This is a genomic window from Lactiplantibacillus sp. C232 (assembly GCF_023806725.1).
GTDB lineage: Bacteria > Bacillota > Bacilli > Lactobacillales > Lactobacillaceae > Lactiplantibacillus > Lactiplantibacillus plantarum.
The window spans coordinates 192,174-213,696 of the sequence record NZ_JAMSKZ010000002.1; the positions used below are offsets into that span (position 1 = coordinate 192,174).

23 protein-coding genes and 1 pseudogene are annotated in these 21,523 nt (G+C 45.3%); 14 read left to right on the top strand and 10 right to left on the bottom strand.

Annotation, left to right across the window (positions count from 1 at the left end; translation table 11 throughout):
- Nucleotides 1-56: 56 nt before the first annotated feature.
- On the top strand, nt 57-815 hold the full coding sequence (locus tag MZO41_RS03205; protein ID WP_013355107.1) for a nucleoside phosphorylase: 759 nt from the start codon (nt 57-59) through the stop codon (nt 813-815).
- Between the two features lie 42 nt (nt 816-857).
- Here MZO41_RS03205 and MZO41_RS03210 read toward each other — a convergent pair whose 3' ends face one another.
- The gene (locus MZO41_RS03210) at nt 858-1,052 is read right to left on the bottom strand and encodes a PspC domain-containing protein (RefSeq protein WP_003641730.1); all 195 of its coding nucleotides are present in this window, start codon (nt 1,050-1,052) and stop codon (nt 858-860) included.
- A 65-nt stretch (nt 1,053-1,117) separates the two neighbouring features.
- The gene (locus tag MZO41_RS03215; RefSeq protein WP_013355108.1) at nt 1,118-1,720 is read right to left on the bottom strand and encodes an NADPH-dependent FMN reductase; all 603 of its coding nucleotides are present in this window, start codon (nt 1,718-1,720) and stop codon (nt 1,118-1,120) included.
- Nucleotides 1,721-1,833: 113 nt separating this feature from the next.
- Between MZO41_RS03215 and MZO41_RS03220 the strand changes: the two genes are divergently transcribed.
- Nucleotides 1,834-2,307 (top strand): winged helix DNA-binding protein, encoded by a 474-nt coding sequence (locus MZO41_RS03220; protein WP_003646321.1) that lies wholly within the window; start codon nt 1,834-1,836, stop codon nt 2,305-2,307.
- A gap of 145 nt (nt 2,308-2,452) precedes the next feature.
- Nucleotides 2,453-2,875 (top strand): Hsp20/alpha crystallin family protein, encoded by a 423-nt coding sequence (locus tag MZO41_RS03225; protein ID WP_013355109.1) that lies wholly within the window; start codon nt 2,453-2,455, stop codon nt 2,873-2,875.
- Nucleotides 2,876-2,962: 87 nt separating this feature from the next.
- Here MZO41_RS03225 and MZO41_RS17065 read toward each other — a convergent pair.
- Together MZO41_RS17065 and MZO41_RS03240 are read right to left on the bottom strand one after the other, a co-directional pair.
- Nucleotides 2,963-3,418: pseudogene (locus MZO41_RS17065) on the bottom strand (DUF3021 domain-containing protein).
- Entirely contained in the window at nt 3,415-3,858 is a 444-nt protein-coding gene (locus MZO41_RS03240; RefSeq protein WP_013355110.1) for a LytTR family DNA-binding domain-containing protein, read from the bottom strand. The pseudogene MZO41_RS17065 and the gene MZO41_RS03240 overlap by 4 nt, the downstream one beginning before the upstream one ends.
- A gap of 231 nt (nt 3,859-4,089) precedes the next feature.
- Between MZO41_RS03240 and MZO41_RS03245 the strand changes: the two genes are divergently transcribed.
- From MZO41_RS03245 to MZO41_RS03275, 7 genes are all read left to right on the top strand, one after another.
- On the top strand, nt 4,090-5,322 hold the full coding sequence (locus MZO41_RS03245) for an MFS transporter (protein WP_003643663.1): 1,233 nt from the start codon (nt 4,090-4,092) through the stop codon (nt 5,320-5,322).
- A gap of 90 nt (nt 5,323-5,412) precedes the next feature.
- Complete coding sequence (locus MZO41_RS03250) at nt 5,413-5,712, top strand: ArsR/SmtB family transcription factor (RefSeq protein ID WP_015379645.1); 300 nt, start codon at nt 5,413-5,415, stop codon at nt 5,710-5,712.
- A 64-nt stretch (nt 5,713-5,776) separates the two neighbouring features.
- A complete protein-coding gene (locus MZO41_RS03255) occupies nt 5,777-6,970 on the top strand; it encodes a CynX/NimT family MFS transporter (protein WP_003641738.1) in 1,194 nt (397 codons plus the stop codon).
- A 243-nt stretch (nt 6,971-7,213) separates the two neighbouring features.
- Complete coding sequence (locus tag MZO41_RS03260; protein WP_003646328.1) at nt 7,214-8,062, top strand: aldo/keto reductase; 849 nt, start codon at nt 7,214-7,216, stop codon at nt 8,060-8,062.
- Nucleotides 8,063-8,138: 76 nt separating this feature from the next.
- The gene (locus MZO41_RS03265; protein ID WP_003646329.1) at nt 8,139-9,011 is read left to right on the top strand and encodes an aldo/keto reductase; all 873 of its coding nucleotides are present in this window, start codon (nt 8,139-8,141) and stop codon (nt 9,009-9,011) included.
- Between the two features lie 120 nt (nt 9,012-9,131).
- Nucleotides 9,132-9,587 (top strand): nucleoside 2-deoxyribosyltransferase, encoded by a 456-nt coding sequence (locus MZO41_RS03270; RefSeq protein WP_016511540.1) that lies wholly within the window; start codon nt 9,132-9,134, stop codon nt 9,585-9,587.
- Nucleotides 9,588-9,906: 319 nt separating this feature from the next.
- The gene (locus MZO41_RS03275; RefSeq protein ID WP_003641742.1) at nt 9,907-11,601 is read left to right on the top strand and encodes an oleate hydratase; all 1,695 of its coding nucleotides are present in this window, start codon (nt 9,907-9,909) and stop codon (nt 11,599-11,601) included.
- Nucleotides 11,602-11,772: 171 nt separating this feature from the next.
- On the opposite strand, the gene MZO41_RS03280 is transcribed toward MZO41_RS03275, so the two are convergent.
- Nucleotides 11,773-12,585 carry a hypothetical protein gene (locus tag MZO41_RS03280; RefSeq protein ID WP_003641743.1) on the bottom strand — a complete coding sequence of 271 codons (813 nt, stop codon included), beginning with the start codon at nt 12,583-12,585 and terminating at the stop codon, nt 11,773-11,775.
- A gap of 265 nt (nt 12,586-12,850) precedes the next feature.
- On the opposite strand from MZO41_RS03280, the gene MZO41_RS03285 reads away from it, so the two are divergent.
- Nucleotides 12,851-14,368 (top strand): hypothetical protein, encoded by a 1,518-nt coding sequence (locus MZO41_RS03285; protein ID WP_003641744.1) that lies wholly within the window; start codon nt 12,851-12,853, stop codon nt 14,366-14,368.
- Between the two features lie 68 nt (nt 14,369-14,436).
- Here MZO41_RS03285 and MZO41_RS03290 read toward each other — a convergent pair whose 3' ends face one another.
- The 5 genes from MZO41_RS03290 to MZO41_RS16760 form a co-directional block, all read right to left on the bottom strand.
- A complete protein-coding gene (locus tag MZO41_RS03290) occupies nt 14,437-15,546 on the bottom strand; it encodes an NADH-dependent flavin oxidoreductase (RefSeq protein WP_252129642.1) in 1,110 nt (369 codons plus the stop codon).
- A gap of 250 nt (nt 15,547-15,796) precedes the next feature.
- Nucleotides 15,797-16,636 carry an energy-coupling factor transporter transmembrane component T family protein gene (locus MZO41_RS03295; protein WP_003641746.1) on the bottom strand — a complete coding sequence of 280 codons (840 nt, stop codon included), beginning with the start codon at nt 16,634-16,636 and terminating at the stop codon, nt 15,797-15,799.
- 1 nt (nt 16,637) lies between these two features.
- Entirely contained in the window at nt 16,638-18,338 is a 1,701-nt protein-coding gene (locus tag MZO41_RS03300) for an ABC transporter ATP-binding protein (RefSeq protein WP_003641747.1), read from the bottom strand.
- 4 nt (nt 18,339-18,342) lie between these two features.
- Nucleotides 18,343-18,903 carry an ECF-type riboflavin transporter substrate-binding protein gene (locus MZO41_RS03305; RefSeq protein WP_003641748.1) on the bottom strand — a complete coding sequence of 187 codons (561 nt, stop codon included), beginning with the start codon at nt 18,901-18,903 and terminating at the stop codon, nt 18,343-18,345.
- A 169-nt stretch (nt 18,904-19,072) separates the two neighbouring features.
- The gene (locus tag MZO41_RS16760; RefSeq protein WP_022638079.1) at nt 19,073-19,201 is read right to left on the bottom strand and encodes a hypothetical protein; all 129 of its coding nucleotides are present in this window, start codon (nt 19,199-19,201) and stop codon (nt 19,073-19,075) included.
- Between the two features lie 273 nt (nt 19,202-19,474).
- On the opposite strand from MZO41_RS16760, the gene MZO41_RS03310 reads away from it, so the two are divergent.
- The 3 genes from MZO41_RS03310 to MZO41_RS03320 all read left to right on the top strand — a co-directional run bounded on the left by MZO41_RS03310 (nt 19,475) and on the right by MZO41_RS03320 (nt 21,515).
- Nucleotides 19,475-20,227, top strand: coding sequence for a GntR family transcriptional regulator (locus MZO41_RS03310; protein ID WP_003641749.1), 753 nt, complete (start codon nt 19,475-19,477; stop codon nt 20,225-20,227).
- A 144-nt stretch (nt 20,228-20,371) separates the two neighbouring features.
- A complete protein-coding gene (locus MZO41_RS03315; RefSeq protein WP_003641750.1) occupies nt 20,372-20,701 on the top strand; it encodes a helix-turn-helix transcriptional regulator in 330 nt (109 codons plus the stop codon).
- A gap of 28 nt (nt 20,702-20,729) precedes the next feature.
- Nucleotides 20,730-21,515, top strand: a complete 786-nt coding sequence (locus MZO41_RS03320) for a hypothetical protein (RefSeq protein WP_003641751.1) — start codon at nt 20,730-20,732, stop codon at nt 21,513-21,515.
- The last annotated feature ends 8 nt before the right edge of the window (nt 21,516-21,523 follow it).

Here is a 21,523-nt window from a genome sequence, read left to right on the forward strand (position 1 = left end):
TGAAAATGACTGGTTTTCCTCGAATTGTTGGGTAAATTAAATAGGGAGAACTTAAGATGACAGATAAGTTAACGTTATTGCAATATGATCCAAATCCAACGGCTATGGTAGGGCCAGACGTGGATGGCCGCTTTACTGTTCCAGCTAAGCTACTCTACATATTTTCTGGTGATGATTATTTTCAACAATTCGTCACTCGGTATCATGGTCACCGTTTAGGCCAATTTAATACCATTACTAAAGTTAGCTGGGTTTATCAAATCGGTTATCGTGGTCAAAAATTGGCAGTAGCGCAAGCGCCCCTTGGTTCCCCAGCTGCGACAATGTATTTAGAGATGTTGATTGATTTTGGTGCTCGTACCGTCATAGCCGTTGGTAGTTGCGGCGCATTAACAGCACTACCAGAGGAACAATTATTAATCCCAACGGTGGCTTTGCGTGATGAAGGGACGTCCTTTCATTATTTAGCAGCAGCTGATTGGGTGCCACTCGATCCAAAGGTTATACAGGTACTCGGGACAACATTGACGAAGGCTTGCCTGCCATGGCAGATGGTCAAAACGTGGACAACGGATGCTTTCTTCCGTGAGACTGTGTCTAAAGTCAAAGCTGCTCGTCAGCAGGGTTGTCAAGTCGTAGAAATGGAATGTTCGGCCTTAGCTGCCTGTTCGGCGTTTCGGCAAGTTTCCTTTGGACAATTACTATATACGGCAGACACCTTAGCACAACTAGAGCACTATGATCCGCGACATTTGGGTGCGGGCGGTGTTCTTGTTGCCATTGAACTAGCTACGGAAAGTTTGGCCGCATATTAGCGAATAAAAAACGAGCAGTCGATGACTGTTCGTTAATAGTGGCTAATCCTTGATGGGGTCCTTCATTAATAACCAGAGAATCAGGTAAGCGATGATACCAGGGAACATGGGTGTAATTGCTAAAACAACAAATAATAGCCGGGTAACGTTAGTATTCCAGTTAAAATGTTCGGCAATTCCACCAATGACACCGGCAATCACCCGGTCCGTTGCGGAACGATGAATATCGATCTTCATAAGTTAATTCCCCCTTAATAATGCTAACTATAATGTAGCAGGTTTGATTCAATAACGCTACTAATTTAATCGGTTGGAAACGGCGTAGTGGTAAGAACCGTGGTATAGTAGGTGATTTCAGTCAAAGCTTGGTGAAGTGTATGATCGTAGCGTTTGCTCAGGGGCGCGTTATCGATAAAGTGACCGTTACTTTGAAGGGTTTGTGGTACGTTACCAATGGGCGTTGGTTTAGGGAGGACGACTATTCCTAATCGTTGGAGAACTGGAACTAGTGCGGCCGCCCCAAATTGACCGCCGCGCATATTGTCAGAATATGAAATAATCTTAGCCGGTTTACGGGCGCCTTCGAATGCCAAAAAATCGAAGGCGTTTTTCAATCCAGCTGGCATCGCGTGATTGTATTCGGGTGTCAGGATAATGTAACCGTCCGCACTAGCCATATCGGTGAGCCATTGCTGCTGGTTAGCAGGTAGCTCGCGGTGCGGGTTCGCCATCGGTGGCTCGGGTTCATCGAAAAAGGGAAGTTGATAGTTGGCCAAATCTAAAAATTGGTAGTGAATCGGAGAATGAGTCGGTAATTGGTCAATGATTAATTTTAAATGATTAAATAAAGCGCGGCCGTTAGCCTGTGACCGGGTACTCCCTAAGATGATTGCAATTTTAAACATAGTGGGACCTCCAGATATTTTTATTGATTCTAATGAATACAAAATGATAGTATAGACTTAATAATATTGGTATGCAAGTATTTATTCACTTGAATTAAAAAGGAGATATTTAAATGACAACACCATTAGTTAGTCAGTTGATGACGGAACTAAATCAATTTTTGACGCAGGATAGCGTTGATGATCAAGAAAAACGCTGGGCCATGCAACAAACGACTGATCCGCAATTACAAGCGGCATTAAAACAACTATCGACGACGGATATTAAAATTATTGCGTATCTGGGACGGCGTGGTGCCAGTCGAGCTAAGTCGCTACCGGCACCAACGGAACTTTCACAGGCGACGATTTCTCGCGGTTTGACTAAATTATCCCGATTGAAATTGGCCACGAAATATCGGGATTTGACCAATAACAAAGAAATTCTCGTGCGATTGACGACGCTGGGCGAAGCAGTCGCTGATTTACACACGCAACTGGACGCGGCCATTGCTGCTAAAGCACAAGCCATTGCTGATGACTATTCTGACGCGGAACTGAGACGCTTTGTTAGCCTAATGCGACGGATTCGTGAAATTAAAATTTAGCACTCCGGTTAAATGAGTGCTAAATTGTTGCATTCCCACAAAATGGTGTTAGTATATATATCGAAGGTCAGGAAAGGTCAAACAAGGATTTGAATTACTGACCAGTATTAATAGCCAAGTGAAATTTTGAAAGGGGATTGTTAGTATGGCTAATACTTTAATGAATCGGAACGATTTCGGCATGTTGGATCCGTTTGAACGGATGGCACGCTCCTTCTGGGCACCATTAGAAAACATGGATCAAGTATTGAAGACCGACATTAACGAAACTGATGATCAGTATCAAGTGAAGGTTGATGTCCCTGGTATTGATAAGCAAGATGTGAAGTTGGATTATCGTGACAATGTGTTGTCTATCAAGGTTCAAAAAGATAGCTTTGTGGATCATGAAGATCAAGACCAAAACATTGTGATGAATGAGCGTCATACTGGCACCTTGCAACGGCAGTATATGTTACCAAACGTTGCGGCGGATAAAATTACGGCATCCCAAGCTGACGGTGTCTTAACGATTACGTTACCTAAGACCCAGCCGAGCGAGAATGACGGTCAAATCGAAATTCAATAATTAAATCATTAAATCATCAGTAACAAGTGAGCGGCCCACCGATAATCAAATCGGTGGGCCGTTTTTGACATCAACAATCGGTATGAATTATGACCGCTGGTTGGTAAGCTGTTGGTTTAGCTGGATGACTTTGATGCGGGCGAGTGCCATTTCAATTAACCATAGACCGATATAGGCTCCGGTGTAAACCAAGGTATAGAAGCCAAACCAGCGAACGTTTAATGGAAACCAGCCACAGAGAATCGCAAGTGGGGTCATCCCTAGGTAAGAACACAGACAATGAGCAATGGTTTGTTTCGTAATCGACCACGTTTCAATTTCGAATAGCCAGCTACTGAATGCCTAAACTTCACCAATCAGAATCCACAATAATGTCGAAAGCTGGGTGGCGGCTAAGGGCGAGGACCAGTGGCTGACAAAAGTGGGATTAGAAGGAAATAAATAGGTGGTATTAAAGAAGGTTGAGAACCCCAAGGCCATTAAGTAGCCGATAACGATGCCTCCGATGGCGCCAATCAAAAGGGTGTGCCAAAGTCTTTTCATAATTGTGCCGCCTTTCTAATTTGTTGGGTATAGCGTCGTGATGCGTATGTTGTTGTGCCGGTTGTTAGGTTGACTTGAAAGCTACCCCATTTGGTTAAGGTAAAATTTTTAACACAGGCGATTCGCACAATTTCACTACTAGAAATACGTAGAAATTGGTGGGGTGGCAGTTGGTCCATTAAAGTGTGTAAGTGGCTGTGAACGAGGTAAGCACCGGTGGTTGTTTCACAATAAAGTCGTTTATTGGCAGTGTAAAAACGTGACACCGATTGAAGTGGCAGCTTAATGAGCGAGCAATCTTGAAAAACATTGATGAATTGCTGATTAGTCAATGCTTCAATATTCCGTTGTAGTTCTTTGATTGCCGGAGTTAACTGCGGGCCGTGAATAGTCACGAAGACCTGATGAATCGTTTCAGAGATGGTTAACTGGACGTGCATCGCTGATTCTCCCCTTAAATAGCGATTTTGATAAGCTTATTGTAGTGAAAAATGCGGCTTGACACTAGTGCTTATTGCTACTTGGTCAACTAAACGGGCTAACTGGTCAGGAAATATGACAAAAAATTTCCCGGGAAATAATTGTCACTGGTGGTCGCTAAATATGATAAGCTAATTAACGGTATAATACTTACTGAAAATTAGTGTCAGTTAGATATGGAGATGACGAGCGTGGATGACGCAGAACGTGAACGCGGACCATGGCATCGTAATTTGATTGTTTTATGGTTTTGTACGTTCGTTGCGGGAATGGCATTTAGCGAAATTATGCCATTTCTTTCATTATTTGTTAGTCAGTTGGGTGATTTCACGAAGGCCCAGATTACATTTTATAGCGGGTTAGCTTTTGCAGCTGATTACGCGATTTCAGCAATTTCGGCACCACTGTGGGGCATCATTGCTGATAAAAAAGGTCGTAAGATCATGCTATTGCGCGCGTCCCTAGGGATGGCAGTTGCGATGGGGTTAATGGGTTTTGTAACGAATGTCTGGCAACTAGTTGCCTTGCGCGCGCTACAAGGTGTGTTTGCGGGCTTTATTTCTAATGCCCAAGCCTTAGTCGCGTCCCAAACGCCACGTAAATATAGTGGACGGGCGTTGAGCACTTTGATCACTGGTGCCGTTAGTGGTCAATTGTTTGGCCCAGTGATTGGGGGCTTGCTAGCCCAATTGTTTTCGATTCGAAACACGTTTTTTATTACGGCCGGATTATTAATGGTGGCGTTTTTGTTGAGTCTGTTCTTTGTACAGGAACACTTCAAACCAGTCGCACATCATCGTGAACCAGGTGACAGTCGCAATCCTTTAGCAGCGTTTCAAAATCCGCGCTTGATTATTGTGATGTTATGTTCGACGGCCATCGTCCAATTTGGAAACGCCTCGATTGCACCAATCATTAGTTTATACGTTCGTGAATTGATGCATTACCGTGGCCCGATTACGGTTGTGGCCGGAATTATCGCAGCTTTACCGGGTATTTCAAACATCTTTTCAGCACCGCGCCTTGGACGTTATGGTGATCAGCACGGTTCTGGTAAGGTATTGTTATTTGGCTATATTTTTGCGGTGATTATGTATTTCCCACAAGGCATTGTTACGAGCGTCGTGGCCCTCGGTATTTTGCGGTTTGCCATTGGGATTTCCGATGGCGCACTATATCCAGAGATTCAAACGGTTTTGACTAAGAATACGCCAGTACATCTTACCTCAACGATTTTTAGCTATAATCAATCTTTTCAAGCTATTGGCAATATGTTCGGCGCCTTGCTCGGTGGTTTGGTGGCTGGTTGGTTCAATTACAACGCGGTATTCATTATGACGGCGTTACTTTTGTTAATTAACCTAGGTTTAATTTTGTGGTTAGTTCCTGATATTTGGAAGAACGGCAAACGGGCAGTTTCCTAGGTGTTTGGTAGTTAGTCTATTAAATTGGCTAGCTGCCTTTTTTGTTACTTGTCCTTGAACATGATGTTAATTCAGTGTATTGTTAGTTTCATGAATATCGAAATAAGCAAACAAGATCAGGCTGATCAGCAACGAGTGGCGATTTTCAAAGCACTGGCCGATGCTAACCGATTACGGATTATCCGGGTGCTCTATCAAGCACAACGGGAAATGACTTGCAGCGAAGTGGGGGCGCAATTAAATATCAGCAAGTCAACCGTCTCTTATCACTTTAAGACCTTGCGGTTAGTGGGTCTCACCAATACGCGACGAAAGGCACAGACGAAGTATCTATCCTTACAATTAGCGACCTTTGACCGGTTTTTACCGGGGTTCTTAGCAACGCTTTAGTTTTTTTGCTTTTTAGTTCGACAATTATCGAACTAAAATCTTGGAAAGAAGATGTCAACTACTTATGACCACAACACATCAACATAGCCGCTATTTAACACTTGGAATGATGTTAGCGGCAACGAATATGCGTTTACCAATTACAATGATGCCGGGATTAATCAGTTCTTTGAAACGGACACTGGGTTTGCCGAGCTCGATGGCGGGATTACTGACCACGATCCCATTATTGACGTTTGCCATTATGTCCCCATTGATTGCACATTGGGGGCGGCGATTTGGCAACGAACTGACAATTTATGTCATGTTGATCTTTCTAGCCGTTGGGAGTTATCTGCGGGTCATCCCAACGATTGCTGCCCTTTTCATTGGGACGTTACTAGTCGGGATTGGCGCGGACGGTGGCAATGTCTTGATTCCAGCGATTATTAAAGATAATTTTCCGACGAAGATTCCAGTCGCAACTAGTCAATACACGCTCTCAATGCTATTAGTCGGTTCACTGGGAACGGGACTTTCGGGAGTGTTGGCGGCACACTGGTCGTTACCACTAACGATGGCGGTGCTATCGGTGATTGGACTAATTAATTTGGTTGTCTGGTTGCCAAACTTGAAATACAATCATCGCGCACCAACAGTTGCGATGACCGCGAGTGATGGGCAGTCAACGGCAACTCACGGGAGTGTTTGGCGGCGGCCGTTAGCGTGGGTCGTTACGGCCTTTTTCGGCTTGCAAGCACTAGTCTACTATTCATTACTGACTTGGTTACCAACGGTATTTGTTGCCCATGGCTTCTCCTTGATTGTGGCTGGCAATTTAGTTACGGTCATGCAATTGAGCGGCCTACCGATGTCATATTTAGTGCCAGCGACTTCTGGTCATCGGCGCGGCGTTTGGGCAATGATTATGGTGGTAGGTGTCGGTTTTATTGCGGGAATTGGTGGTATCTTACTTTCCGGAACGAATTTTTGGGTGGCAGCACTGTCCTGCGTCTTACTAGGATTAGGCTCTGGAGCAGCCTTCAGTTTGGCAGTCGTCTTCTTTACGCAAAAAACGACCAATGGGTTTGAAACGGCTGACTTATCTGGTATGGCCCAATCCGCGGGCTATTTGTTAGCTGCAGTGGGGCCCGTACTATTCGGCTGGTTAGGCGGTCAATTAGGCTGGGGACCAGTACTCTGGTTAGCTATCATTCTTTCCGCGTTACTAGCATTATCCGGCAGCATCATTTTCCAGCATGCAACGATTTATGAGTAATTAATATCACAATAATGCAGAACGAGATTGGCCCAAGTCAATTTCGTTCTTTTTTTGAAACTTTATCTTTGCCTTAGAGTTACTCTAAGGGATTACACTAATCTCTATTCAATTAAGGAGGCCACAGTAATATGGCGGTTATTCAAATTCTAACGGTCGTCGGCGTGGCGATCATCGGGGCAAGCCTTGTAGGTGATCCCACTCAGCAACGACAGTCAAAACCAGTAAAGGAGCAAAAATAAGATGACAGTGTTAACAACGATGTATCAACTAGCAAATGGTGTCAACATTCCCAAAGTCGCATTCGGAACTTGGCAGATACCTGGTGGTGAGGCAACGTATCAAGCCGTTCGTGCGGCCTTAGCAGCGGGATACCGGCATATTGATACTGCACTGGCCTATCAAAATGAAGCTAGCGTTGGCCAGGCAATTCGTGATTCTGGCATTCCACGTGAGCAAATCTTTGTGACGACTAAATTACCGGCCGAAACGAAGTCATATCAAGGTGCACTAAATGATTTCGATCGCTCACTGAAAAATTTGGGTTTAGACTACGTGGATCTCTATTTGGTACACGCACCTTGGCCATGGGGGCAAGTCGGTCGAGTTTACGATGAAGCTAACCTCGATGTTTGGCAGGCAATGGAAGCTATTTATCAAAGTGGCCGGGCGAAAGCGATTGGTGTCTCTAACTTTGCTGTTCGGGATTTGAAGAATATTCTTAACCAGGCGACGATACCACCAATGGTCAATCAAATTCAATATTACTTGGGCTTCACGGAACCTAAGATCACCAAGTTTTCTGAGGAACATGCCATGCTTGTAGAAGCATACTCGCCGTTAGCGACGGGCGGGGTCCTCGATAATCCGCAAGTACAGGCCTATGCCGATAAATACGGCGTCAGTGTGGCGCAGTTAGCGTTACGCTTCGTTTTGCAAAATGGGGTCTTGCCATTGCCCAAGGCTGTTAATCCGGCCCATATTGAGGCGAATACGCAATTGGACTTCGCAATTAGTGTGGCCGATATGCAAGCCTTAAACGACTTGCCAGATGCGGCTGGTTCATACATGCACAACCCAACCCAAGGTTAACGAACAAAATGTTTGACCGCACTTGGGTCGATAGGAGTAAACTGAACATAATTAATAAACGATAAGGAGCGATTTGATGACAACGATTAATGCAGCTAACGCGGGTACTTACGCGTTTGATGATCAATTCAAAGTTAACCGGATGGGTTATGGCGTCATGCAGTTAACGGGTCCTGGGACATGGGGACCATACGCTGATCCTGAAAATGGGGTCAAGGTAGTTAAGAAAGCACTGGAATATGGCGTTAATTTCTTTGATACGGCTGATTCATACGGTCCATGGTTTGCTGACCGGTACTTAGCGGCGGGCTTGAAGGATGCCGCTAATCGTGATCAGATCTTCATTTCTGATAAGGTCGGTCAAACGCGGCAAGGACCGAATGTGTGGACGCCACTTGGTGAGCCACGGTATCTGCGTCAGCAAGTAGAAGTTTCAATGATGACACTGGGGATTGACCATGAAGACCTAGTATTCTTACATCGAATTGACCCTCATTACTCGATTGCGGATCAAGTCGGTGAACTCAAAAAGCTTCAGGATGAAGGTAAAATCAAGCATATCGGTCTGAGTCAAGTAACTGTTGATCAAATCAAGGAAGCGCAGCAAGTCGCTAAGATTGATGCCATTGAAAATCTCTATAATGTCGCCAATCACGGTGATGATGACGTTGTTGACTACGCGGCCTCACAAAAGATGGCTTTTCTGCCATGGTTCCCATTAGCAACGGGTGAACTGGCTCAGGCTGGGAGTGTCCTCAGCACGATGGCCCAAAAGTATCAGGTGAGCCCAGCGCAAATTGCCTTGGCCTGGCTATTGAAGCGGTCTGATAATATCATACCGATTCCAGGAACAAGTTCTATTGAGCATTTACGGGACAATGTGGCAGCTGCCAACGTTGATTTAACAACGGCCGATTTTAATGGATTAAGTCAATTAAGTGTTAAATGAGTATTTAGGTCGGGAATTCCCGACCTTTTTGTTTGCCTAAAACGAGCTAAACGACGCTTGAAATTCATGGGGTTGACGGTTAAAATGAATAAACATTGAATGAGAAAGAGGATTGAGCAAATGAGTACGCGTTTGATGAGTGATGAGCCAACAATTTATTTAGCAGGACCTTGGTTTACTGAGGGCCAACCAGAACGGCTAGCTAAGATCGAAAAATTAATGGACGAGTTAGAATTGACTTATTACAGTCCACGGCTAGACGGCATCGATTTGACGCCGGATGCGACCGAAGCTGATCGAAACGCGGTATTTACGGACAATGTGGACCATTTAAAACGGGCCAAGTTAGTTGTCGCCGTGGTTGATGGCTTTGACACGGGAACTATTTGGGAAACTGGAACAGCATATGGTTTAGATATCCCCGTTGCTTACTATGGTGAAACGTTAGCTGATGGCACGTTTAATGTGATGCTGGCTAAGTCCGGCAAAGCGGTTATTGAGAACATGACTGATTTGAAGGCTTTTCTACAAGATCCCACTGCCGATGATTTTCAATATACAGGAACTATTCGTTAATTTGAACGGTTAGTCAAAATAAAAAGCGAGCCGTCTGCATTTGTCAAGGCTCGCTTTTTGCATACATAAATGGCAGAACTTGTGGTGGGAATGAGCCGCTTGAAAAAATGTAATATTTGTTAAAGGCAATGTGTTTAATTGGAGAAAAGTCATCAAATGGTGTTACGCTATGGGCAGAAATTGGTTGACTAGCGCAAATATTAAGAAAGCGGCAAGAAAACAAAAAAGTTCAGTTCAAACTAGACAATCACTATCCAAGTTGTATAATGTACTTGTAAGCGTTATCAGAACCTAATTACCTATTTTGGGGGCGTTATTTATGGTTAAAAGTAAAGCAATTATGATTGGTGCCGGGCTATCAAATATGGCTGCGGCGGTCTACTTGATTCAAGATGGTCATTGGGATGGTAAGGACATCACATTCTATGGTGTTGATATGCACGGTGCGAATGATGGTGGTGCCACGACTGATTTTACCAATGAGTATTGGAATAAGAATCATCCGATGGCTAACACGACTGGGTATGTTGCCCGGGGTGGTCGGATGCTGAATTACCGGACGTACGTTGACTTAATGGATTTATTGGACCGGATTCCATCGGTAACTGAACCGGGGATGACGGCGGCCGAAGATACGCGTGATTTTGATGCGAAACATCGGACGTATGATATTGCCCGCTTGATGCAGGGTGGTAAAGGCATTATTAATGCTGGTAAGTTAGGATTCAATAATAAGGATCGGACTTTGCTGACTAAGTTGATCATGATGCCAGATAGTGAAGAAACGAAGCTCGACAACGTTTCGATTGCTGAGTACTTCAAGGATGATCCGCATATGTTCCAAACGAATTTCTGGTATATGTGGGAAACAACCTTTGCCTTTAGAACGCAAAGCTCTGCTCAAGAACTGCGGCGTTACATGCATCAAATGATTTATGAATTTACACAAATTGAACACTTAGTTGGTGTCAACCGGACGCGTTACAATCAATTCGAAAGCATGATTTTGCCATTAATTAAGTACTTGCAAGGGCAAGGTGTGACTTTCATTGATAATAAGATTGTTAAGGATTGGCAATTTAAAGACACGCCAATGCAAGACGAAATTACGGTGACTGGCTTAGTCATTGAGGATGCGCAGACTGGCGAAACGGAAGAAGTTGAAGTTGATGAGGACACAGCGGTGATCTTCACTAACGGTTCAATTACCGATTCTGCAACGATGGGTGATTACAACACGCCTGCTCCTGAAAATATGGATTATGGTGTTAGTGCTAGTTTGTGGAAGAAGGCTACTGAGCGGTTCTATAACTTAGGGACGCCAGATAAGTTCTTCAACGATCGGAATGCTAGCGAATGGGTCAGCTTCACGTTGACGACTAAGAATCATTTATTCTTAAATGAAATCGTTCGGATCACCACCCAGGAACCCGGGAATGCGTTGAACTCCTTCTTATCAACTACGCCAATTACGCCGTTGAACCAAAAGGATGTTAATATGTCGATCGTGGTGCACCACCAACCACACTTTACGACACAGCAACCAAACGAAACAGTTCTGTGGGGCTACTTCTTGTATCCACGGCGTCAAGGTGAGTTTGTTAACAAGCCGTATATCAAGATGACGGGTAAGGAAATGGCTCAAGAATTAATTGGTCAACTTTCCAAAGTAGATCCGGGTCCAGGCAATATTAAGGACAAGGAAAAGGAAATTTTGGACAGTATCGTGAACAATATTCCGGTATACATGCCATATGCTTCCGCACTCTTTAATAACCGGGCTAAGTCTGATCGGCCAGAAGTCTTACCAAAGCACTCAACGAACCTAGCCTTTACGGGTGAATTTGCGGAACAACCATACCAGATGATCTTCACGGAACAGAGTGCGGTCCGCTCTGGTGAGATTGCCGCTTATCACTTTGCTGGGGTCCCAATGGATAACTTGGTCAAGACACCACGGTACGATAAGGATCCAAAGACCTTGCTCAAGGCAACTAAGAAGATGTTTGATTAATTAAATGCTGGCCTGTCAGTGGTTAATGCTGATGATGGCATGATGTAAAAACGCTCCCCATGAAAGATGACTTTCATAGGGAGCGTTTTAGTGTGCATCACGATCAGTAGTAACGGCTCGTTGAGACGCCGTCATTAACAGGATCAGGTTGCTAAGCAATTTAGTGGTTGATCAAATTTTAGCAGCTGCTTTAGGTGTTAATTTAGACGGTGTGTGTTTAGTAGTGGTTTTGACCGTGAGATGCTTTTTGGTTGCAAGTTTGGGTGCCTTTTTAGCGTTTTGCTTGGCGGTCTTTTTGATTAATTGTGGTGCCATCTTCTTAGTTTTCGTTGGTTGGGCTAACGTTTTTTTAGTGGCGAGAGTCGTTACCTTTTTAGTTGGTTTGATACTTGCCTTAGGGTGCTTGATCGTTAGCTTCGTTGATTTTGCCTTGGTGGTCGTCTGCTTTGTCAATTTGATTACCTTTTTAGAGGCTTTGATTTTAGGCGTTGCTTTCTTAGCACTGGTGGCTTTAGGTCCAGCCTGCTTGGTGGTCTTCTTAGTAATTGTCAACTTAGTCTTCGGGGTTTTCTTGGTCGCTTTTAATTTAGCGGTCGGGGCGTTCCCTTTAATCATCGTGGTGGCTTTAGCCCAGCCGAGGGCCTTACCGTGTTCACTAATGAGGTAATATGTGGCCGACGTATGTTTGCCGGTTGCTAAAGTAATCGTCTTAGTTACCGTGTAAGTCTTTTTAGTGCTGAGTTTTGCTTTGGCCGGGCTAACAAAGGCGATTGCCCGATCGGCGGCAAAGTGAATTGTATTCAAAGTCGTGGCGGCCTTCGCGTGCATTGTGATGGCGGGGAAGTGGGTCGCTTTAGTGAGTGCATGGGTAGTGGCTTTTGGGGTTACCGTGGCGGCATTAGCCGTGGTGGTCATGGCAAACGGGCTGGCAGCCAATGGTAATGCCAAAGCAAGTGTTGCAACGACTGATGTTAATTTTTTCATTTCAAAATCCCCCTTAAAGTGAATCTTTTTTGATTCGAAGATAGTTTAGCACCTTGACTGCTTTGCAACAATCGTAATATCAATAAAATTATCAAAAAGTGGGTGAATTTGAATGCAATCAATAAAGGCTTGATAACAAACGAACCGCGGTGGGAGTAACCGTTGGGTTAATGAGAGTGACCGAGATTTTAGAACTAACGTTCGCACTGAATGGGAAAGTTATGGTATGCTAGAACGGTATTTTTACTGAAAGGGGTGGGCGGCATTGCCGGCAGCAACAACTTTAATAACCCCCGCTGAAAATCGTTTCTTTCTGTTAAGTGAACGAGCTCGACGGCGGACCACGCTCCAACAAATTAGTGCGTTATTACGCGCACACGTAACGGTAAAGGCTGACAGTGATTTCTTGAAACCGACTGTCCGTAACTTGATTTTACAAGATCATGCACAGTGGTTGACCGACTGTAGTCATGAGTGGCAACTTTTGGCGAGTCTGCCGTACGTTGTTAACCCGAATGAAAGCCGACAAGCATGGCATCATTGCGAATTGTGTCATAAGCCGGTTCGTTATGAGTACCATGTTCAAAACAAGCATAATCATCGTGAGTTGATTGTCGGTTCTGAATGCGTCAAAAAGTTCATGAACGCCGAAACGCGTTACTTGATGGTGATTACAACAGAAGATAACTTTTATGCGGTGGCCCAGTATCAGACGCTGACTACCGCTGTACCAACAGTGCCAACGATCATGTTTGCTCAGCCGTGGCTACCACAATTACCGGCTGAGCAAGCGCCCCAAGCGCGCAAGTTGCGACAAACAACGACGCAAACCGTCACGACGTACCTAAAACGTCGTACCAAGCAGCTACCATTACAGGAACTAAAGCCCGCTGAACAAACCTATCAGCGGTTAGTCCATGATGAACAAACGGTGATTGAAGCGGCTGAGCGGGCGGCCCGTCAAGCAATTGTGACTAATCAACAACAACGCCAGGCACAAGCGCAGCAAAGTGCTGTGAAGGCCGAGCAAACCTTGCGCCAGAGTCACGCCTATCAATGTTATTTACAGCAGCTGGCGGCCATTATTGTGATGCGTCCGGAACGACCGATGGCGAAGCAACAGTTTGAAAAAATCACGCCACCAGCGACCGAACGCCCTTTGGTGAACTCTTATCAATTCGGGCAAATGGTGACTGAATATCGACAGACTGGGAAGATTCAAGTTCGGCGCCTAGCCATGCTTGATCATCAGTTCGTTGCCGCACTTAATCAGGTGACTCAACAGCTAGATGAACAACAAACGACGCGTTTTTATGACGATGTCTTCAATAGTTGTTGGGGCTGGCAGTATCATCAGCAGGCGACCCAACGTGCGGATTGGGAGCACTTATTGACGACCCGGTGGGGCCAATCATTGTCGCTGGCTTGGTTTGAACAATTAGCCATGCAAACGACAATGCCACAAACTCAACAGTGGCTTGCGGACAATGCGGATGCCGGTATGCAAGCAGCACTACAGCAACGTTTGGCTGCGCATGAAGACCGCCAACCGATTGCCCGTGACCGGATGACTAGATCGGAATTACGACAGTTTTGTTTGCGTGAACAGCCAGCTGCGCCGACATTAGAAGCATTTGAACAGGTCTTTGACCAACAGTATCAATTGCCCGTCGACCGGCAAGCAACGGCCCATGAAACGTTAGCCTATTACTATATTGCGCGTCAATATCAAGGTGACCATCAGCGTGCGTTACAACAACTGAATTGGTTATTGAAAGTCTAAATGTTTCACGTGAAACATAAAAACGCCCACTGATTTTTTCAGTGGACGTTTTTAATTCGGCTGACAGGTTAACTATTAATGACGCTGTGATAGCGCGAGGCTGCAAATTCATACAGCGGCCGGCTAAGTGGTGTGACCTCAACGGCTTCTTCAAATGGTGCCGTAACCATGGTGTTGTCAGCGTTTTTAGCGAGTTTGACGGCCCAAGTTGGATCATAAAGTAATTGTTGGCCTACTGCGACTAGTTCGGCAGTTTGTAACACAGTCTTGACATCGTCGCGGGTCCGGACGCCACCAACACCAACTAGTGGCAATTTACCTTGTAACGCTTCGTGCACGTAGGTCATGATGGATTTATCTTGATACTGCGGGTCTCGTGAAACACGGTCATAGTTGTTGAGTGAGACATGAACGTAATCTAATCGACTTTCCCGTAGTTGTGAGAGTAACCAAAGGGTATCTTCAAGCCGAATACCTGGTTCTTTGAATTCTTCTGGTGAGAAACGATAGCCAACGATGAAGGGCCGGTCCGCATATTGGTCAACAGCTGCAAAGACGGCCTTTAATAATTCATCAATAAAGCGGAACCGTTCTTGTGGCGTGCGACCACCGTATTCATCGGTGCGGCGATTACTATGTGGTGAGAAGAACTGTTGGATCAAATAGGTATTGGCACCGTGTAATTCAATCCCATCAAAGCCGGCTTGAATCGCGCGCCGAGTTGCTTCACCGAATGCCGCAATCGTTGCGTGGATCTCGTCAATCGACATTGCGCGTGGGGTCTCCGCATCGTCACGAAGGGCCGCAACGGCACTGGCAGAGACAATCTGTTCGCCATTTAAGACGGCTCGATGCGTCATTCGACCGGCGTGGAAGATTTGAACGATAGCTTTGGCACCTTGACTTTGAATGCCATGAGCAAGTGCACTTAGACCGGGCAGCATCGTGTCATGTGCGATACTAAGCTCGCCATGCCAACCCTTACCGAGATCTTCGACGTTGGCAGCACCCGTAATCACGGCACCTAAGCCAGTAGCTCGTTGTGTGTAGTAGTCGATTTCGTCATGGGTGATACTACCATTGTAAAAGCTTTGAGTCGTCGTCATGGGCGACATCATTAGGCGGTTGCGTAGTGTAACGCCAGATTTGAATTTGAGTGGTTCGTTAAAACTAGTCACAATAAAACATCCTTTCAAGCTAGTTTTGCTTACTTTTTGTAAGATCTAGTTTCAGTTTAGCGGTTGAAATTTGTTTTTTCAATTTTAAAGTCGCTGGTTTTAGTTAATCTTGGCATAACAGGATGGTGCGTGTGGAATAAGGGGATTGTTGCTGTTGTTAAGTCAGGTGAGGCTTGATAGGTAGATGCAAACAAAAAACTTCATCGATAAGCATGGTCGACGAAGTTTTTTGGAAAATTATGATGCAACGTTATGCCTTAAACGGATTCCAGAAACGGCCACCGTTGACCTTAAAGAGGGCGATGCCGAGGATGATCAGCAGAGCAACTAACGTTAACGCCAGATAGTCGTTACGTTTAAAGCGTTGGGCCATGTACCATGTGCGATGTTTTCCCTTACCGAAGCGCCGCAATTCCATCGCCTGACTAATGGTTTCGATTCGATCTAAGCTTGAAAAAATCAATGGAAGCAGAATTTGAATGCCGCCACGAATACGGGTCATAAAATGCGCTTTTTTCGACATTTCAAACCCCCGAGCCTGTTGTGCCAGACTGATAGTACGGTAATCAGCTTGAACGTCTGGAATGTAACGTAGTGCAATCGCTACGGAATAGCTGATACGATAAGAAATTCCAATCTTATTGAGACTCGCAGCAAATTCGCTGGGATTAGTCGTCATGAGAAAAATCAGGGCGAGTGGCACGGCAAACGTGTACTTTAATAACAAATTAAATTCATAAAAAAGTTGTTCGGCTGTCAAGTTAAAGTAGTGATCAGCAGATCCCAGTAGTAAGTGTTCGGTACCATAAATCGAGACGCCGTAATGAGGCGCAAAGACGTACACCATCACTAAGTTTAAAACGGAAAAACCAATAATAACGTTAAGCACGAACGCGATATCGCGGTAATGAATTTTTGAAAAGCGGAATAGAATCAGTGAAAAAATCATCACCCCGATTAAGTAACGCGTGTCGTAAGTCATCATCCCGATAACTGATAAGCCAACAAAGCAGAGTAGTTTAGTGCTACCGCTAAGTCGGTTTAAAAAAGTATGACGGTCGTTGTACCCGATCAATAATTCATGTTGCATCTTAGCGCGCCTCCCGTTCAGCCTGAACAAATTTTGCGACGAATTCTGTCGGGTTTAAATGGTGCGCTTCTGCCAGGGTGTATAAACTTGTCTTGGCTAAGGAAGCTTGCTGAATAATGGATGCGTTGGTCAACACATCGGCTGGGCGAGCATCCATCAAAATGTTGCCGTGGCCCAACACAATCGTGCGATCCGTGTATTCTAGCATTAGGTGCATATCATGCGTGATCAACATAATCGTCATGTGTTGTTCCTGATTGATCTTAGTTAAGAAGGTCATCATTTCAGTATAGTGTTGCAAGTCTTGGCCCGCAGTAGGCTCATCAAGAATTAGCATGGCCGGTTCTAATACGAGGATGGCCGCAATCGTGACCCGTTTCTTTTGACCGAAACTGAGCGCAGAAATAGGCCAGTGGCGAAACTCATAGAGACCACAGACCTTCAGAACGGCCTGGACACGGCGCTTTACTTCATCGTCAGCGACACCTCGGAGGACCAAACCGGCAGCAACTTCATCAAAAATCATCGTTTTAGAGATCATTTGATTGGGGTCCTGAAGGATATAACCAATTTGATCGGCACGTTCTTTGACTGATTGGTCAGCTAGGGAATGACCGTTAAATCGCACTTTGCCGGACTGTGGCATCAAAAACCCAGTAATCAGATTGCTCAATGTTGACTTACCAGTCCCGTTTTGACCCACTAGACTAATCATTTCACCCTGATGAAGCGTGACGGTGATATCGTTGATGATTGGTTTGGCGGGATCGTACCCGAATGTCAGGTGCTCAATTGCGAGTAACGGTTGGTCATGAACGGTGGGCGACTGTAGTTGTACGCCGGCGGTCCAGTTTTGCAACGTCGCGGTGAGGTCGGGTACTTGTAAGGCTTGGAGGTTATCCAAGTGTTGGCAAGTTGCTAGATCAACACCGGCTAGTTTGAGCGCTGAAAGGTATAATGGTTCGCGTAGCCCGAGTTGAGTCATGAGTGATTGCCGCAAAATCGTTTCCGGCCGGTCGTTAGCGACGATCGCGCCGTCTTGCATGACAATCAGCCGGTCGATTGGTTGCTGTAACACGTCCTCAATGCGGTGCTCAATAATGATGACGGTCAGGTCCTGCGTATGAGTCAGCTGATCAATGAGTGCCATCGAGGCTTTACCCGATGCCGGATCAAGACTCGCTAGCGGTTCATCAAATAATAGGATTTTACTATTGTCGATCAGAACACCAGCCATGGCGACCCGTTGCTTTTGCCCACCAGATAATTCCTGCGGGCGGTGAGTCAATAAGTCCTGGAGGTCTAAAGTTTGGGCCCACTGTTCAGTTGCTTGTCGCATGGCCGGTTGGGTCTGCTGATCATTTTCCAATGAGAAAGCCATATCTTCGACGACAGTCAAACCGACGAACTGACTATCAGGATCTTGCAGTACCGTACCGACGTCTTGGGATAATGCAAAAATGGAGCTCTCAGTAATGGTTTGACCAGCAATCCTTGCTTGGCCCGTCACTGTTCCTGGATAGGATTGCGGAATCAAGCCGTTCAAACACCGGCCTAATGTAGATTTACCGGAGCCAGAAGGTCCAGCAATCAACACTTTTTCACCGGGATAAATATCTAGATTAATATCACGTAAAGTTGGTTCCGTTTGGCTATTATATTGAAAAGAGAAATTTTTAAAGCTAATGATGGGTGCGCTCATGTTATTAACGTTCCTTTGTTAAGCTCCCACGTTGGGTCCGCGTCCGGGCGTACAAGACTAGTAGGATGGTCCCAATGATGGCAACTGAGATGGAATCGGCGATCCAAGTAATGACACCTTGAAGGTAAACTTTGTTGGCCGGTTCATGATAAATAATAATATCACCAGTTGGTGCTAAAAGCACCCAACCAATAAAGTTGACGATGATTTGGTAAATGTTAAACCAGACTAATTTTGCCGTTCCTAGTACGCCATTTTCAATCTTGAGCCGATTTTTAGCTAGTCCGAAGGCAACCCCAATCAGACCATCAACGATGACCCAGGTCCACCAAGGCGAACCATAAGTTACGAAGTCGTTTAAGGCGTGACCGATGAACACGGCTAAACCAGCTGCAACGGGACCAAAGATGGCACCTAGTAAGGCTAAAAACCCCATCGCGACGTTAACCTGGGTATTCGGCACACCCGTTGGAATGGCGACAAATTTCATGAGAACAAAAATAACGGCGGCGCCGATCCCGGTAGCCACGACAGTACGAATTGAATTGGATTGCTTGTTTTGCATGGTGTAACACTCCTTAAGTATTGAGAATGAATAAGTTCTAATAACCATTAATAAAAGCGGACAGGCGTTAATTTCAGATCAGTTATGGTCATAAAAAAACGCGCCTAAAAGCGAATGCTTTCTAGGACGCGTTTGCGTGTTACCACCAAGATTTTCCCACAGGGACTTATCATGATCGTAACGGATCGCTCCGACTGAGATGGGCCCCAGTAGCTTCTTCAAGACCATCTTCAACTAACCACGTCATCGTTTTGCACCAAAAATACGACTCTCTAAGCACGAGAATTAGCTTACTCATCTTGTCACAGCTTTTTCTAATCTGAATTTAACTATTAAAGCATACGCCAAAGTCTGTGGGGGTGCAAGTAAAACCGAACGGATGTAGCCGGTTACATCGAGATTGAACGGAAAATCGGGAACAGCTGATTAAATGGTGGTTAAATGCGCTGATTCATTCGGCTATACGGTCAGTGACGGATGCTGATGATTAGTTGGATTGGTCGTTAATTAAACAAAGCCAATAAAAGTATATACAAATGATTTCAATTAGCTACTAAAAGGGGTAAACTAGTTGACAAGACCAAATGATGAAGGGGATGTGAGTAGTTTGGCTTATAAGTATGAAACGATTGCGGATAGTCTGCGACAAGACATTAAATCCGGTAAATATACGCCGGGCGAATTGATGCCTGACCAGAATAAATTAGCTGAAACTTTTGATACGACACGAATTACGATTCACAAAGCCATTCAATTACTGATTATTGAAGGGATGGTTTACTCCAAGCGTGGCGCGGGGACCTTTGTTCGCAAGGACTTTGGCTTGACTGAACGGCGCCAAGAAACGCTGGTAGACAAGCCACTGGGAACAACGCAAACGAATGCCGGTAAAAAGGTGACGAGTAAAGTGTTGGAATTACAAGCTCGCTTGCCTACTAAGCGGGAAGCGGAACAGTTGTTAATCGATGAGATGGATCCGGTGTACGTTATTCGGCGGACCCGCTACGTTGATGGCAAGGTGTGGGCGTATGAGCATACGATTATGCCAACGAGTATCGTGACGTTGACGAAGCAAGTCCTCGAAGGCTCGGTCTACGGTTATTTAGAGCAACATAGTGGCAAGAAAATCGCGGGTTCACACCGTATTATCTCGGCAGCCCGAGTGACGGCTGATGACGTTGCCGCAATGGGCGCGACTCTGAATGATCCCGTGTTGGTAATTAATCAGATTAGTTACATGGATGATGGTCAACCCTTTGAAGTCTCCGAATCACATTTCCCATATGAGACAAGTACGGTCGTAGCGGATGTTCAAATTCATTAAAGCAATCGGTAACCGCGTTAATCAGTGGCTACCGATTTTTTGTGGGAATTATTCTGGGGAGTTGCATTCAAGAAAACGGTGGCCCATAATTAAATTGATTGAAAAAGAAAGCGCTTCAATAATCTGATTAAGGGGGATGAAAATATGCCAGCTAACTTTTATCAACGATTAATTGATAAGTATGAACCAATGACGGAAGCAGCGTTCTTAGTGTTAGTCAGTGTTCGCCAGCCGATTACCAGTGAAGCGATTCCGGCAAAGATCGCTGAAATGACCAATAATCAACTACAGCTAGGATTAGGAACCTTATTTACGAATTTGCATGCCATGACGAAGGATTATTTAATGACGGAACGAGTCGACGAAAATGACGTGCATACCTATGAAATCACGGGGAGTGGTGAATCGGTTTTGGCGGCTGAACGAAAACGACTGCAATTATTGAATCAGATTTGTGAGCAGGCGGGATTGTAACGGGTTAATTTAACGGGGAAGTGAGTATATGTGGCGTTATCAAATGGCGGTCAAAGGCTCAGAGCAGGAATTACGGTGGCTCAATCAGCAGGCACAACGCGGGCAATTACTGCGGCGTATCAGGGGGAACTGGTATCAATTTCAAAAAACGGCGACGCGGTATCAAGTCTTTAGTGAATATGTGAGCGGTAATGTTGCAACTGAAATCGACGACCAGCACACACCGTTCAAATTGTTAGCACGGCTACAATTGACGAAACCAGCCGTACAGGTGATTTATACGGGCACGGCTCAGACTGAGTTGCAGGGGGCGCGAGTGGATCGTCAGGACGCACCGTTGCAGTTGAAAATTGCACTGGCGCAACGGGGACACTTGTTAAATGTTATGAATATTAGGTTAGTGGTTGGTCTGATACTGGCCGTGATCGTGATTAGCCTGAATGTGAGTGATAACGTGGCCAGTTGGGGAATGCTAGCATGGTTGCTATTTACCTTCTATCCTGCATGGCAAGCAAGTCGGCTGCATAAACAGGCGAATACGCTGCGAGTCATTACGCAACAATATGATGATGCTTGGCGGCCAACGATGCACGTTTTCTTGAAAAACATGTCCACCGAGCTGGATACAGAAAAAGTGGCAGGTCTAGGGGCGTGGGCTTACGTCGGTCAAGATCATCACGGGATGTACTGGTACGACTTGAAGACGCTGGCAAGTGCCACGGAAATCAAGCAATCGCTACAGCCAATTGTGGGAGATAGCGTTTCTGTATCGATTGTAAGTTGGTTGGGATTGGCACCAATTGGATTTGTTTAAACTTTTAA

Excerpts from the sequence above, each read along its gene's own strand:
- MZO41_RS03275 (WP_003641742.1), top strand. The coding sequence starts at position 9,907 with ATGGTTAAAAGTAAAGCAATTATGATTGGTGCCGGGCTATCAAATATG.
- MZO41_RS03260 (WP_003646328.1), top strand. The coding sequence starts at position 7,214 with ATGACAGTGTTAACAACGATGTATCAACTAGCAAATGGTGTCAACATT.
- MZO41_RS03300 (WP_003641747.1), bottom strand. The coding sequence starts at position 18,338 with ATGAGCGCACCCATCATTAGCTTTAAAAATTTCTCTTTTCAATATAAT.
- MZO41_RS03280 (WP_003641743.1), bottom strand. The coding sequence starts at position 12,585 with ATGAAAAAATTAACATCAGTCGTTGCAACACTTGCTTTGGCATTACCA.
- MZO41_RS03220 (WP_003646321.1), top strand. The coding sequence starts at position 1,834 with ATGACAACACCATTAGTTAGTCAGTTGATGACGGAACTAAATCAATTT.
- MZO41_RS03320 (WP_003641751.1), top strand. The coding sequence starts at position 20,730 with ATGTGGCGTTATCAAATGGCGGTCAAAGGCTCAGAGCAGGAATTACGG.
- MZO41_RS03225 (WP_013355109.1), top strand. The coding sequence starts at position 2,453 with ATGGCTAATACTTTAATGAATCGGAACGATTTCGGCATGTTGGATCCG.
- MZO41_RS03305 (WP_003641748.1), bottom strand. The coding sequence starts at position 18,903 with ATGCAAAACAAGCAATCCAATTCAATTCGTACTGTCGTGGCTACCGGG.
- MZO41_RS03315 (WP_003641750.1), top strand. The coding sequence starts at position 20,372 with ATGCCAGCTAACTTTTATCAACGATTAATTGATAAGTATGAACCAATG.
- MZO41_RS03240 (WP_013355110.1), bottom strand. The coding sequence starts at position 3,858 with ATGCACGTCCAGTTAACCATCTCTGAAACGATTCATCAGGTCTTCGTG.
- MZO41_RS03295 (WP_003641746.1), bottom strand. The coding sequence starts at position 16,636 with ATGCAACATGAATTATTGATCGGGTACAACGACCGTCATACTTTTTTA.
- MZO41_RS03270 (WP_016511540.1), top strand. The coding sequence starts at position 9,132 with ATGAGTACGCGTTTGATGAGTGATGAGCCAACAATTTATTTAGCAGGA.
- MZO41_RS03210 (WP_003641730.1), bottom strand. The coding sequence starts at position 1,052 with ATGAAGATCGATATTCATCGTTCCGCAACGGACCGGGTGATTGCCGGT.
- MZO41_RS03265 (WP_003646329.1), top strand. The coding sequence starts at position 8,139 with ATGACAACGATTAATGCAGCTAACGCGGGTACTTACGCGTTTGATGAT.
- MZO41_RS03255 (WP_003641738.1), top strand. The coding sequence starts at position 5,777 with ATGACCACAACACATCAACATAGCCGCTATTTAACACTTGGAATGATG.
- MZO41_RS03205 (WP_013355107.1), top strand. The coding sequence starts at position 57 with ATGACAGATAAGTTAACGTTATTGCAATATGATCCAAATCCAACGGCT.
- MZO41_RS03250 (WP_015379645.1), top strand. The coding sequence starts at position 5,413 with ATGAATATCGAAATAAGCAAACAAGATCAGGCTGATCAGCAACGAGTG.
- MZO41_RS03215 (WP_013355108.1), bottom strand. The coding sequence starts at position 1,720 with ATGTTTAAAATTGCAATCATCTTAGGGAGTACCCGGTCACAGGCTAAC.
- MZO41_RS16760 (WP_022638079.1), bottom strand. The coding sequence starts at position 19,201 with ATGAGTAAGCTAATTCTCGTGCTTAGAGAGTCGTATTTTTGGTGCAAA.